The organism is Pseudoxanthomonas mexicana (assembly GCF_046736355.1).
GTDB lineage: Bacteria > Pseudomonadota > Gammaproteobacteria > Xanthomonadales > Xanthomonadaceae > Pseudoxanthomonas_A > Pseudoxanthomonas_A mexicana_B.
On record NZ_CP157201.1, the window covers coordinates 1,042,106 to 1,055,415 of the forward strand.

The following is a 13,310-nucleotide window of genomic DNA, read 5'->3' on the forward strand; positions in this document are numbered from 1 at the left end:
TCCCCAATGAAACTGCTCGCCTTCGAAACCGCCACCGAAGCCTGTTCGGTCGCCCTGTACCTGGACGGCGAGGTGCACGAGCGCTTCGGGATCGCGCCGCGCCGCCATACCGAGCTGGCGCTGCCGTGGGCGCAGGAACTGCTGGCCGGGGCGGGCATCGCCAAGTCGCAACTGGACGCCATCGCGCTGGGTCGCGGCCCCGGCGCGTTCACCGGCGTGCGGCTGGCGATCGCGCTGGCGCAGGGCATCGCGCTGGCGCTGGACCGCCCGATCGTGGCGGTGTCCACGCTGGCGGTGCTGGCCGCGCAGGCCGAAGGGCCGCGCATCCTCGCCAGCATCGACGCGCGCATGGGTGAAATCTATGCCGGCGCGTTCGCCTGCGTGGACGGCCTGCCGCAGCCGGTGTCCGCCGAGACGGTCGTTGCGCCCGACGCCTACTGCCTGCCCGACGACGCGGGCGGCTGGCACGGCGTCGGCACCGGCCTGGCGGCCGCCGACGCCCTGCTGCAGACGCGCCTGCGCGGACAGCTCGCCCGCGTCGATGCCGCCGCGCTGCCGCACGCCGCCGACCTGGCCCGGCTGGCCGCCGTGGCCTATGCGCGCGGCGAGGCCATCGCCCCGGAGCGGGTCGAACCGGCCTACCTGCGCGACAACGTCGCCTTGACGCTGGAACAGCAGGCCGCCCAGCGCGCTGCGCGCTGAAGTCGCGGCGGCCGGGTGGCGGCGGTTCCAATCCGCCCGAGCACCGGGGTGCCGCCGGGCAAGCTGCTGGTACTGGGCGATCACCGCGGCAACAGCCTCGACGGCCGCTGCTTCGGCTGGGTCGACGCGGATTGCGTCTACGGCAAGGCGCGGGGCGTCTATTACCGCCGCGGGCAGGGACTGGACTGGACGCGGCTCTGAGCGATTCCGCTGGCCGCCTATTCGTCGCGCACTTCGCCGCCCGGCAGGAAGTTCCAGGTGCGGGTGACGTGCAGGATGTCCACGTCCTCGTCGGTCGCCGGCAGCGGCGGGAACGGTTCGGCCAGCTCGACGATGCGCAGCGCGGCCGAGTCCAGCAACGGGATGCCGCTGGAGCGGATGATGCGCGACTGCTCGACCGAGCCGTCGCGGCGCACCGCCACGCTGATCACCAGTTGCCCGGCCAGCCGCTTGCGGCGCGCTTCGTCGGGATAGTTGAGGTTGCCGATGCGCTCGGCGCGATCGACCCAGGCGCGCAGGTAGTTGGCGTAGGCGTACTCGCGGGTGCTGGCGGAGACGAACTTGCGCTTGGGCCGCTTGGCGTACAGCTCCGAGCGCAGGTGGATCTCCGCCGCCAGCCGCGCCATCTCGGCGTCGCGCTGGATCTTCTGCTCGCCGCGCGGCAGCTCGGGGGTGTCCGGCTGCGGGCGCGCTTCCGGCGGCGGCACGCTGTCCTCGCCGCGCCGGCTGGCGATGACGCGGGCCTCGGGCGGTGGCGCCGCATCGGGCGACTGCGCGCGCAGCGGCTGCGGCGCGAGCCCGGCCTGGGTCTGCGGGATCCAGCCGGCCTGGCTGTCGCGCGGGCGCTGCGCCTTGTCGTGGTCGCCGCCGCCCTGCTGGCTGGCGGCGGCCAGGAAGTCGGCCTCCTTCGGCGTCAGCGGCGTCTGCGTCTGGCTCAGGATGACGTCCAGCGTCGGCACCACCGGCGCGGCGTCGTCCAGCGCGAAGCCCAGCCCCAGCACGATCATCCCGTGCACGATCAGCGACAGCGCCAGGGTGGCGCCGAGCCGCTCGTTCTCCCCGATCCGCGGGGGCAGGACCGCCGCGTCCACTTCAGCCGCCCGGCTTGCGCTCGATGGCGTCGAACAACTGCCCGGCGATGTTGAGGCCGTACTGCGCGTCCAGCTCGCGCGCGCAGGTCGGACTGGTGACGTTGACCTCGGTCAGGTAGTCGCCGATCACGTCCAGGCCGACGAACAGCATGCCGCGCCGCTTCATCTCCGGGCCGACCTGGGCGGCGATCCAGCGGTCGCGCTCGGACAGCGGCCGGCCTTCGCCGCGGCCGCCGGCGGCCAGGTTGCCGCGGAACTCGTCGCCCTGCGGGATGCGCGCCAGCGCGTAGTCCACCGGCTCGCCGTCGACCAGCAGGATGCGCTTGTCGCCGTCCCTGATGCCGGGGATGAAGCGCTGCGCCAGGGTCAGCCGGCCTTCGCCGATCAGGGTTTCCAGGATAACGTTGGTGTTGGGATCGCCGGCCGCGACCCGGAAGATGGAACGCCCGCCCATGCCGTCCAGCGGCTTGAGCACCGCCTCGCCGTGCTCGGCCACGAACGCCTTCAGCGCCGCCGCGTCGCGGCTGACCAGGGTCGGCGGGCAGCACTGCGGGAACAACAGCGCGGCCAGCTTCTCGTTGTAGTCGCGCAGGCCCTGCGGGTCGTTGACCACCCGCGCGCCGGCCGCCTGCGCCATGCCCAGGATGTGGGTGTCGTAGAGGTACTCGGCATCCACCGGCGGGTCCTTGCGCATCAGCACCACCTGGCCGGGGCCGAAGGCCAGCTCGGCCGGCTGGCCCAGCGCGAACCAGCCGGCCTGGTCGTCCTTCACCGCCAGCGGCGCCGCCGTCGCCCGCGGCCGTCCCTCGCGCACCGACAGCCCGCCGGGCAGCACGTAGTGCAGCCGGTGGCCGCGCCGCTGGGCTTCCAGCAGCAGGGCGAAGGTGGTGTCCTTGGCGATCTTGATGGACCCGATCGGATCCATGACGATGACGACATCGACGGTCATTGCGGCATGCGGCAGGGGGAACGGGCAGATGGTAGCAGGGCGGCCCGGCCCGGCCCGAACCGAGACGGCGGTCATAATTGCGACGGCGTTCGCATCGCGGCATTCAGCTTGTGACGATCCTCACCGGTGGCTTGACAGTACGCGTCCGGACTGGGATATAAGTAGCCTCGCAGCGGGGCCGCCTCATCAAAGAACCACCGCGCGCACGGGGAAATCAAGGTAATGACGCAGAACGAAGGCCAGGCCGGCGGACTCAACGGCCTCCGGGTCATGGTGATCGATGATTCGAAAACCATCCGCCGCACCGCGGAGACCCTGCTAAAACGCGAAGGCTGCGAGGTGGTCACCGCGACGGACGGCTTCGAGGCCCTGGCCAAGATCGCCGACCAGCAACCGCAGATCATCTTCGTGGACATCATGATGCCGCGCCTGGACGGCTATCAGACCTGCGCGCTGATCAAGAACAACCAGGTCTTCAAGTCCACGCCGGTCATCATGCTCTCGTCCAAGGACGGCCTGTTCGACAAGGCCCGCGGACGGATCGTCGGTTCGGAGCAGTACCTGACCAAGCCTTTCACGCGCGAGGAGTTGCTGGACGCCATCCGCGCGCACGTCAGTACCTGATTCTGGACATCGCCATGCCAACCATTCCCACAACGCGCACGGGGGGCGGGGAATGATCCGCACACCATTCGACATCCTGGCCGAGTACGAACGGCGCAGCCTGGCCCACGCGGTCGTGCTGCCCGAACGCGAGATCGCGCCGGACCAGTACCGCGGGGTCGGCTATCGCGTCGGCCAGCGCCGGCTCGTGTCCAACTTCGGCGACGTGGTCGAGATCGTCCAGTTGCCGCCGATGACGCCGGTGCCGGGCGCGCAGCCGTGGCTGCTGGGCATCGGCAACCTGCGCGGCAACCTGTTCCCGGTGGTCGACCTGAAGCAGTTCCTCGAGGGCGAGCGCACCGTGCTGCACGAGGGCCAGCGCGTGCTGGTCATGCGCCAGCCCGGCGGCGACGTCGCCCTGACCATCGACGAACTGTACGGCCAGCGCAGCTTCCACGAATCGCAGCGCATCGACCCCGGCCCGCTGGCCGAGGGCCGCTACGCCCATTTCATCGAACGCGCCTTCCACGGCGAGGACGAGCAGGACTGGGGCGTGTTCGCGCTTTCCTTGCTGGCACGCACGCCAGAATTCCGACAGGCCGCGCTGTAAACGCGCATTGACTTGAATACTTCCAGGGGTTGAACGATGAGCACTGCCACGGATTCTCCGAACGCCGGCAAACTGGGAGGGTTCAGCACGACCTTCTGGCTGATCCTGCTGGCGTTGTCGGTGCTCACCTTCGGCGCCAACACCGGCGTGGCGACCTGGCAGGGCAGCCGCCTGGCCGGCGCCAGCGCCGGCGCCTCGGACATGCGCGTGCTGTCGCAGCAGCTGGCCAACCTGGGCCGTGAGGCGGTGGCCGGCAACGCCGAGGCGTTCAAGTCGTTCAAGGCGACCAAGCTGGAGATCGACGGCACCATCCGCCAGTTGAGCGAGCGCTTTGGCGCCGAGGGCGCCATCGCCGGCCCGCTGAGCCAGCTCACCGCCACCTGGACGCCGCTGGCGCAGAACGCCGACCAGATCACCGCCAGCGAGGCCGCGGTGCTGGCGCTGGCCGGCAACGCCGACCGTTTCGGCACCCAGGTGCCGCAGCTGCAGGCCCAGCTCAACGAGGTGGTGCGCGCGATGTCCGCCTCCGGCGCGCCGTCAGCGCAGATCTACAGCGCGCTGCAGCAGGTCGTGTTGGCCGGCACGATGGCCCGCCGGGTCACCGAAATCCGTGCCGGCGGCGCCGGCGCCTCCACCGCGGGCGACGCGCTGGCGCGCGACTCGGTGCTGTTCGGCCAGGTGCTGGCCGGCCTGCGCGAGGGCAACGCCGACCTGGGCATCGCGCCGGTGCGCAACCCGGGTGCGCTGGCCGCGCTGGACCAGTCGCAGGCGCTGTGGGAGGCGATGAAGAAGGACCTGGACGCCATCCTGGCCAGCTCGCGCAACCTGTTCGCCGCGCAGTCGGCGGCCGCGGCGCTGACCAACGGCTCGGGCAAGCTGCTGGACGACTCCAGCCAGCTGTTCCAGGCGTTCTCGGCGTTCGGCTCGGTGCGCGACACCCGCGTGTTCCCCAACTTCTGGATCTCGGTCGCCTCCGGCGCGCTGCTGCTGATTTCCATCATCGGCCTGCTGTACAGCCTGTACCGCAGCCGCCAGCGCGAGCAGGAAATCCGCTACCAGACCCAGGTCGAGTTCAACAGCCGCAACCAGCAGGCGATCATGCGGCTGCTGGACGAAATCAGCTCGCTCGGCGAAGGCGACCTGACCGTCAAGGCCTCGGTGACCGAGGACATGACCGGCGCCATCGCCGACGCCATCAACTACGCGGTGGACGAGCTGCGCAACCTGGTGACCACGATCAACGACACCTCGGTGCAGGTGGCGGCCTCGACCCAGGAGACCCAGGCCACCGCGCTGCAGCTGGCCGAGGCGGCCAACCACCAGTCCGACCAGATCGCCACCGCCTCCGAGCGCATCAGTGAAATCGCGCAGAGCATCGACCAGGTCTCGCGCAACTCCACCGAGTCGGCCGACGTGGCGCAGCGCTCGGTGCAGATCGCCACCGAGGGCGCCGGCGTGGTGCGCGAGACGATCCGCGGCATGGACCAGATCCGCGACCAGATCCAGGAAACCTCCAAGCGCATCAAGCGGCTGGGCGAGTCGTCGCAGGAAATCGGCTCGGTGGTGGAACTGATCAACGACATTTCCGAGCAGACCAACATCCTGGCGCTCAACGCGGCCGTGCAGGCGGCCTCGGCGGGCGAGGCCGGCCGCGGCTTCGCGGTCGTGGCCGACGAAGTGCAGCGACTGGCCGAACGCACCTCCAGCGCGACCCGCCGCATCGAGTCGCTGGTGCAGACCATCCAGGCCGACACCAACGAGGCGGTCAGCTCGATGGAGCAGACCACCGCCGAAGTGGTGTCGGGCGCGCGCCTGGCCGAGGACGCCGGCACCGCGCTGGGCGAGATCGAGCGCGTGTCGCACGATCTCAACAACCTCATCAAGAACATCTCCGGCGCCGCCCAGCAGCAGTCCGCGGCGGCCTCGGACATCACCCAGACCATGGGCGTGATCCGCCAGATCACCTCGCAGACGTCGCTGGGCGCGGGGCAGACCGCCGAGTCCATCGGCCACCTGGCGCAACTGGCGGCGGATCTGCGCCGCTCGGTGGCCGACTTCAAGCTGCCGGGCTGAGGACGAGGATCGCCTGATGGAACTTCTCCCTATCCCCCACCGGCACGACGCGGTGGACCTGCACGCCGAGGTGCGCCGATGAGCGCGCTGCGCGAAGCGATGAGCCATGCCGTGCTCGGCTGGGTCAAGCCCGAACTGGACGAGACCCTGCGCCAGGTGCGCGAGCAGGTCGAGGCGTTCGGCGAGGATCCCAGCGACACCAGCCGCATGCGTTTCGCCGCCGGCTACCTGCACCAGGTGCAGGGCACGCTGCGCATGGTCGAGCTGTACGCCCCGGCGATGGTGGCCGAGGAACTGGAACTGCTCGCCCAGGCGCTGCAGGTCGGCAAGACCGTGGATCGCGACGAGGCCTGCGCGGTGCTGATGCGCGGCGCGGTGCTGCTGCCGGACTACCTGGAGCGCCTGCAGGACGGCCATCGCGACATCCCGATCGTGCTGCTGCCGCTGCTCAACGAGATCCGCACCGCGCGCGGCGCGGCCGTGCTCAACGAGAGCATGCTGTTCCCGCCCGGCACCCAGGACGACGCGCCGTTGCCGAGCGAGGAGGAAATCGACCACGCGCGCGGCAGCCTGAGCGGGCGCAACCGCGAACTGCTCGACACCGTCGGCAACGCGGTCAAGGAAGAGCTGATGCGGGTCAAGGACGCGCTCGACCTGCACCTGCGCACCGGCGAGCAGCCGGAGGCGCTGCAGTCGCAGGTCGACGAGCTGGGCAACGTCGCCGACACCCTCGGCATGATGGGCCTGGGCGTGGCGCGCGACGTGGTGCAGCAGCAGCGCGATGCGCTGCGCGGCGTGGTCGAGGGCACCCGCTCGGCCGACGAGGGCACCCTGCTGGACATCGCCGGCGCGCTGCTCTATGTCGACGCCTCGCTGGACGACCAGGTGGCCCGGCTGGGCCATCCTTCCGGCGGCAAGGGCGAGGACAGCGTGGCCGCCGACGCGCAGCGCACCGTCGAGGTGCTGGCGCAGGAAGCCATCATCAACTTCGCGCTGGCGCGCGAGCGCTTCGTCGCCTTCATCGAGACCAACTGGGATCACGCCCAGCTCGCCGACGTGCCGCGCCTGCTGGAGGAAGTCTCCGGCGCGCTGCGCATCCTCGAGCTGGCGCAGGCCGCCGATTACCTGATCGGCGTGCGCCGCTATGTCGGCACCGAACTGATCGGCAAGCGCCGCGTGCCCGGCGGCCAGCAGCTCGACACCCTGGCCGACGCGATGGCCAGCCTGGAGTACTACCTGGAGGCGCTGCGCGAACGCCGGCCCAACCGCGAGGAGATCCTGGAGATCACCCGCGCCAGCCTGGAGAACCTGCGCTACTGGCCGCTGCCCGCCGACGAGGCGGAGGCCGCGACGCCCGTCGCCGCGGCCGAAGCGCCCGCGCCGCCGGTTGCCGCAACCGCGACGGCTGCCGATGCGCAGGAGGCAGAGGTTCCCGCGGTCGCCGCGCCGATCTTCAGCTTCGATCCGGTCAGTTTCGAGGAAGAGGGCGCCGCCGGCAACGAGACGGCCATCGCGCCGATCGCCTTCGGCGACGAATACGATTCGCCGCGCGCCGACATGCCCCTCCCGGAGGCGCCGGCCGCCATGCCGCCGGCCGTCGAGACCGCGTTCGCGCCGGATGTCGCTCCGGCGGACCTTGCGCCGACCGCGCCGACCGCGCCGACCGCGCCCGCCGCGACCGCGCCGGTGGCCGGCGGCTTCGACAGCGAAGCCGGTGACATCGACGACGAGATCCGCGAAGTCTTCCTCGAGGAGTTCGACGAGGAAATCGTCAACCTGCGCGAACTGCTGCCGGCCTGGCGCGCCGCGCCGGACGATCTGGAGCGGCTGCGCTCGATCCGCCGCGTCTTCCACACGCTCAAGGGCAGTGGTCGCCTGGTCGGGGCCAAGGTGCTGGGCGAGTTCAGCTGGAAGATCGAGAACATGCTCAACCGCGTGCTGGATCGCACGCGCCCGCCGAGCGAGGCGGTCACCGTCCTGCTGCAACACGCCTGCGACACGCTGCCGCAACTCAACGCCGCGCTGCGCGGTCGCGACGAACTGCGCGCCGACATCGACGGGCTGAAGGCGATCGCCGATCGCGTCGCCGCCGGCGAGGACGTGTTCTACAGCGCCGACGCGACGCCGGTCGTCGCCGAGCCGGTGGCGGAAGCCGGGCCGGCCGAGCCCGTCGCGTTCGTCAATGCGCCCGCCCCCCTCGATGAGGAAGGCACGCCGGCCTCGGTCGATGCGGTGCTGCGCGAGATCCTCGAAGCGGAAGTGGACAACCACCTCGACACGGTCGATGCCTGGCTGCAGCACGCGCTGGCCGAGCCGACGCCGGTCCACGAACGCCTGCTGCGCGCGCTGCACACGATGAACGGTGCGCTGGCGATGGCCGACGTGCCCGAGATCACCGCGGTCACCCAGCCCGCCGAGCAGTACGTCAAGCGCATGCTGGCCTCGTCGCAGGTGCCGAGCCGCGAGGGCGTGGCCGCGCTGGCCGATGCCGCGCAGGCCATCCGCCGCAGCGTCGCCGCGCTGCAGGCGCCTTCGCCGCGCATCCCGGTGTTCGCCGAACTGGCCGCGCGCCTGCACGCGCTGCGCGACAGCCTGCCCGACGCCAGGGCGGTGCAGATCGTCGACGACACCGCGCAGCACACCTATCCGGCCGCCGCCTCGCTGCCGGGGGACCTGCACGTGGCGGGCGAACTGGCCGCGCACGATCTTTCCGCGTTCATCGACATGCCGGACGAAGCGGCGCCTGCCGACGCGGACGTCGCGCCGGTGGAAGCCGCGCCGGTGCAGGAAGCGCCGGCCGAGACGGCCGAAACCGCCGGCGAGCCGGCACAAGCCGCGGTGAACGCGGAGCCGGCGACCGGCGTGACCTACTACGATGTCGTCTACACCATCGGTCCGCGCCATCGCGATGCCGCCGCGTCCCCGGCGCCGGCCGACGACGCGCCGCAGGCGGAATTGCCAGTGGCCGGACACGCCACCGACGCCGACGAGGCGCCGGTGGTCGAAATGGATTCCGCGCCGGCGGCGATGGCCGAAGCGGACGACCAGGACGCCGTGGCCCAGGCTTCCGCGGACGTCGGCGCCGACGCCGCCTTCGAAGCGGCGCCGGCCCCGATCGAATCCACGCCGTTCGAAACGCTGCTGTCCGACGCCGGGATGCATGAAGAGCCGTTGCCGCTGGTCGAGGACACGACGCCGGCGCTGCTGGACGAGGACGCCATCGAACTTCCCGCCGATGCGGAAGCACCGGCTTTCCTGGAAGACGAAGAGGCGCCGGTGTTGGCCGACGCCACGTACGAACCGTCCGCCGACGCCGACGCCGACGCGCTGATCGAAATCGCCGACCTCGCCGCCGACGCGCCGTCCGCGGAAGCCGGGATCGAAGCGGTGGCGGAAAGCGCGCCGCAAGCGCCCGAAAGCGATGGCGAAGCCTCGCTGCCGATCGCCGCCGACGACGGCAGCGCCGGGGATGCCGTTGATGACGGGATCCTCGCCGAAGCCGCCGCCGCGGAGATCGCCGATGCCGAGGCGCCCGCGCAGGAACCGGATACGACCGCCGACGCCCCGGTGGCAGGCATCGACGAAGCCGTCGAAGAAGCCGTCGAAGAAGCCACCGACGAAGCCGAAGTTCCGGCGATGCAGGCCGACGAGGAGCCGGCGCTGGAGGACCAGCCCGACGACGCGCTGGATCTGGCCGGCCTGGATCTCGACCTGGTCGACATCTTCGTCGAGGAAGGCAACGACCTGCTGGATCATTCCGACGGCCTGCTCGCGCAGTTGCGCGAGTCGCCGGAGGACCGTTCGCTGGTCACCGGCCTGCAGCGCGACCTGCACACGCTCAAGGGCGGCGCGCGCATGGCCGGCATCCATGCCATCGGCGACCTCGGCCACGCCATCGAATCGATGCTCGAATCGATCGCCGCCCAGCGCACCGAGCTGGATCGGCCGGGCGTGCAGCTGCTCGAACGCGGCTTCGACGAACTGCACGGCATGGTCAAGCGCGTCAGCGGCCACCGCGCGGTGCACAAGCCCGACCAGCTGATCGCGCAGTTCAACGCGCACGCGCGCGGCATCGAGCTGCCGGGCGAGCGCCAGGACGCGCCGCCGGCCGAGCCCGTCCCGGCGGTGGCGCTGGCGCCGCTGTCGGCGCCGGTGGAGACCGAGTTTGCCCCGGTGGAGGACGAGTTCTTCCCCAGGACCCAGCAGGAACAGGTGCGCGTGCGCGCCGATCTGCTGGATCGGCTGGTCAACCACGCCGGCGAGGTCGCCATCTACCGCGCGCGCCTGGAGCAGCAGCTGGGCGCCTTCCGCGGCGCGATGGCCGAGCTGGATCGCACCAACATCCGCCTGCACGACCAGCTGCGCCGCCTGGACCTGGAGACCGAGGCGCAGATCGTCGCCCGCTACCAGCGCGAGCACGACAAGCAGGATCCGACCTTCGATCCGCTGGAACTGGACCGCTTCTCCACCCTGCAGCAGCTCAGCCGCGCGCTGGCCGAGTCGGCCGCCGACATCTCCGGCCTGCAGGGCGTGCTGGACGACCTGTCGCGCCAGTACGACAGCCTGCTGCAGCAGCAGTCGCGCGTCAGCTCGGAACTGCAGGACGGCCTGATGCGCGCGCGCATGGTGCCGTTCGAAGGCATCGTGCCGCGCCTGCGCCGGGTGCTGCGCCAGGCCGCGCAGGACACCGGCAAGCAGGTCCGCCTGGTGCTCGACGGCACCCACGGCGAACTGGACCGCAGCGTGCTCGAACGCATGACCGCGCCGCTGGAGCACCTGCTGCGCAACTCGGTCGCGCACGGCCTGGAATCGCCAAAGGCGCGCCGCGCCGCCGGCAAGCCCGAGGAGGGCACGGTGCGCGTGGTGCTGCGCCGCGAAGGCTCGGAAATGGTGCTGCAGGTGTCCGACGACGGCGCCGGCCTCGACCGCGAGGCGATCCGCCGCCGCGCCGAGCAGCGCGGCCTGCTGCAGCCTGGCGTGGCGCTGGCCGACATCGACCTGGATCGGCTGATCCTGGAATCGGGCTTCAGCACCTCCGACAAGGTCAGCCAGCTGGCCGGGCGCGGCGTCGGCATGGACGTGGTGTACAACGAGGTGCGCCAGCTCGGCGGCTCGCTCGACATCGAGTCGCGGCCGCAGCAGGGCGCGACCTTCACCCTGCGCCTGCCGCAGACGCTGGCGGTCACCCAGGCGGTGTTCGTGCAGGTCGGCGAAACGCAGTTCTCGGTGCCGGTGGCGGCCGCCAGCGGCATCGGCCGGATCAGCCGCGAGCGCTTCGAGGCCGGCAGCGGCAGCTACCACTACGCCGGCGAGGACTACACGCTGTACAACCTCGGCACCCTGGTCGGCCACGCCCCGGCGCGCGCCGAAGGCCAGCCGCAGGTGCCGCTGCTGCTGGTGCGCGCGGGCGAACTGCGCGCGGCGGTGGCGGTGGATCAGGTGCTGGGCAACCGCGAGATCGTGGTCAAGGCGGTCGGTCCGCAGATCGCCTCGATCCCCGGCATCTACGGCGCCACCATCACCGGCGACGGCAGCGTGGTGGTCATCCTCGACGTCGCCCCGCTGGTGCGCCGCCACCTGGCCCAGCCGCAGCAGCCGGCCGGACCGGCGCACACGGCCGAGCAGCGCCGCGTGCCGCAGGTCATGGTGGTGGACGACTCGCTGACCATGCGCAAGGTCACCGGCCGCGTGCTGGAACGCCACAACTTCGAGGTGGTCACCGCGCGCGACGGCGTCGAGGCGCTGGAGAGGCTGGAAGAGAGCGTGCCCGACCTGATGCTGCTGGACATCGAGATGCCGCGCATGGACGGCTACGAGCTGGCCACCGCGATGAAGGCCGACATCCGCTTCAAGGACGTGCCGATCGTGATGATCACCTCGCGCACCGGCGACAAGCACCGCCAGCGCGCGTTCGACATCGGCGTGCAGCGCTACATGGGCAAGCCGTACCAGGAGCTGGATTTGATGCGCAACGTCTACGACCTGCTGGGGATAGCCCGTGTCCGCGAATGAGCCCAAGCGCGTCGCGTTGCTGGCCCGCGCCGGCCGCGCGCGCGAACAGTTGAGGACGGCCCTGTGCGAGGCCAGCGCCGAAATCGTGCTGGAGGACGACCCCAACGCCGTCGATGCGCGGATGCTGGGCGATGCCGCCCCGCAGGTGGTGCTGGTGGCGCTGGAACCGGCCATCGAGGATGCGCTGGGCAGGCTGGACGACATCCTGCACGACCCGTCCATCGCGGTCATCTTCGACGAGGCCGAACTGGCCGCGCGTCGCGAAGGCTGGGAAGCCCAGCGCTGGGCGCGGCACCTGGCCGCCAAGTTGCACGGCCACCAGGACGTGCTGCCGCCGGGCCGCGAGGAGGACGTCACCGCGCTGCTGGAGCCGGGCCTGCCGCCGACGCCGGCACAGCTGCACGCCGACGATCGCCTGGCGCCGTACCTGGAGGAAGCCGCCGACGTCGCGCTGGACCTGCCGAGCGACGATTTCGCCTATACCGGTCCGGTCGTGAACCGGGAGTTCGAGGAGGTCGTCGATGCCGATGCCTGGCTGCGCGCGGCCGCCCCCGCGCCGGAACCCGCGCCGGTGGTCAAGGAAAAGCTGAGCCTGTCGCTGGCCGCGCTCGACAGCGACCCCTTCGATCCGCCGCCGCTGCCGCCGGTGTTTCCGCCGCGGGCCGAGCCGCCGCCGTTGCCGTCCTTCGACAAGCTGGAATTGGAGACGCTGGAACCGGTCGCTCCCGCCGGCCGTTCGCACGGCGCGGTCGTCGTGTTCGCCGGCATCGGCGGGCCGGATGCGGTACGCAAGCTGCTGGCCGAACTGCCGGTGGGTTTCGCCCGCCCGGTGCTGGTGCAACTGCGCCTGGACGGCGGCCGCTACGACAACCTGGTCAGGCAGATGTCGCGGGTGGCGCAGATGCCGGTGCTGCTGGCCGAAGCAGGCCACAGCGCCGAGCCCGGCCAGGTCTACGTGATGCCGGCCGGGCTGGGCCTGCTGGCGCAGAACGGCAATATCCATTTCCACGACGACGGCGGCGCCGACGGCGGTGCGCTGATCGCCGCGCTGCCGCCCGAGCACAGCGCGGTGCTGCTGCTCAGCGGCGCCGACGTGGCCCTGGTCGAACCCACCCTCAAGCTGGCCGCCCGTGGCGCGCTGGTGCAGGGCCAGTCCATCGACGGCTGCTACGACCCGGCCGCGGCGCGCGCGATCGCCGCGCAGGGCGCCGCCCTCGGCTCGCCGGCCGAACTGGCCACGGCCCTGCTCCAACGCTGGTAACCCTCAGGA

General features: G+C 71.4%; 7 protein-coding genes and 3 pseudogenes. 8 read left to right on the forward strand and 2 right to left on the reverse strand.

The window, feature by feature from the left end; all coding sequences use genetic code 11:
- Positions 1-6: 6 nt before the first annotated feature.
- Positions 7-702, forward strand: coding sequence for a tRNA (adenosine(37)-N6)-threonylcarbamoyltransferase complex dimerization subunit type 1 TsaB (tsaB, locus tag AAG688_RS04665; RefSeq protein WP_411834197.1), 696 nt, complete (start codon positions 7-9; stop codon positions 700-702).
- Between the two features lie 48 nt (positions 703-750).
- Positions 751-903: pseudogene (locus tag AAG688_RS04670) on the forward strand (S26 family signal peptidase); the annotation flags it as partial.
- Between the two features lie 17 nt (positions 904-920).
- On the opposite strand, the gene AAG688_RS04675 reads toward AAG688_RS04670, so the two are convergent.
- Together AAG688_RS04675 and gshB are read right to left on the reverse strand one after the other, a co-directional pair.
- The gene (locus AAG688_RS04675) at positions 921-1,793 is read right to left on the reverse strand and encodes an energy transducer TonB (RefSeq protein ID WP_411834198.1); all 873 of its coding nucleotides are present in this window, start codon (positions 1,791-1,793) and stop codon (positions 921-923) included.
- Between the two features lies 1 nt (position 1,794).
- The gene (gshB, locus tag AAG688_RS04680; protein WP_411834199.1) at positions 1,795-2,742 is read right to left on the reverse strand and encodes a glutathione synthase; all 948 of its coding nucleotides are present in this window, start codon (positions 2,740-2,742) and stop codon (positions 1,795-1,797) included.
- A 222-nt stretch (positions 2,743-2,964) separates the two neighbouring features.
- Between gshB and AAG688_RS04685 the strand changes: the two genes are divergently transcribed.
- From AAG688_RS04685 to AAG688_RS04710, 6 genes and pseudogenes are all read left to right on the forward strand, one after another.
- Positions 2,965-3,366 carry a response regulator gene (locus AAG688_RS04685; protein ID WP_411834200.1) on the forward strand — a complete coding sequence of 134 codons (402 nt, stop codon included), beginning with the start codon at positions 2,965-2,967 and terminating at the stop codon, positions 3,364-3,366.
- 55 nt (positions 3,367-3,421) lie between these two features.
- On the forward strand, positions 3,422-3,955 hold the full coding sequence (locus AAG688_RS04690; RefSeq protein WP_411834932.1) for a chemotaxis protein CheW: 534 nt from the start codon (positions 3,422-3,424) through the stop codon (positions 3,953-3,955).
- A gap of 36 nt (positions 3,956-3,991) precedes the next feature.
- On the forward strand, positions 3,992-6,028 hold the full coding sequence (locus AAG688_RS04695; protein WP_411834201.1) for a methyl-accepting chemotaxis protein: 2,037 nt from the start codon (positions 3,992-3,994) through the stop codon (positions 6,026-6,028).
- 78 nt (positions 6,029-6,106) lie between these two features.
- Positions 6,107-8,635: pseudogene (locus tag AAG688_RS04700) on the forward strand (Hpt domain-containing protein); the annotation flags it as partial.
- Positions 8,636-9,259: 624 nt separating this feature from the next.
- Positions 9,260-12,040 (forward strand): annotated as a pseudogene (locus tag AAG688_RS04705) (response regulator); the annotation flags it as partial.
- Complete coding sequence (locus tag AAG688_RS04710) at positions 12,027-13,301, forward strand: chemotaxis protein CheB (protein ID WP_411834202.1); 1,275 nt, start codon at positions 12,027-12,029, stop codon at positions 13,299-13,301. The pseudogene AAG688_RS04705 and the gene AAG688_RS04710, both read left to right, overlap by 14 nt.
- The last annotated feature ends 9 nt before the right edge of the window (positions 13,302-13,310 follow it).

Bases quoted from the DNA above. Each gene is read 5' to 3' on its own strand.
- AAG688_RS04685 (WP_411834200.1), top strand. From the start codon at position 2,965: ATGACGCAGAACGAAGGCCAGGCCGGCGGACTCAACGGCCTCCGGGTC.
- AAG688_RS04695 (WP_411834201.1), top strand. From the start codon at position 3,992: ATGAGCACTGCCACGGATTCTCCGAACGCCGGCAAACTGGGAGGGTTC.
- tsaB (WP_411834197.1), top strand. From the start codon at position 7: ATGAAACTGCTCGCCTTCGAAACCGCCACCGAAGCCTGTTCGGTCGCC.
- gshB (WP_411834199.1), bottom strand. From the start codon at position 2,742: ATGACCGTCGATGTCGTCATCGTCATGGATCCGATCGGGTCCATCAAG.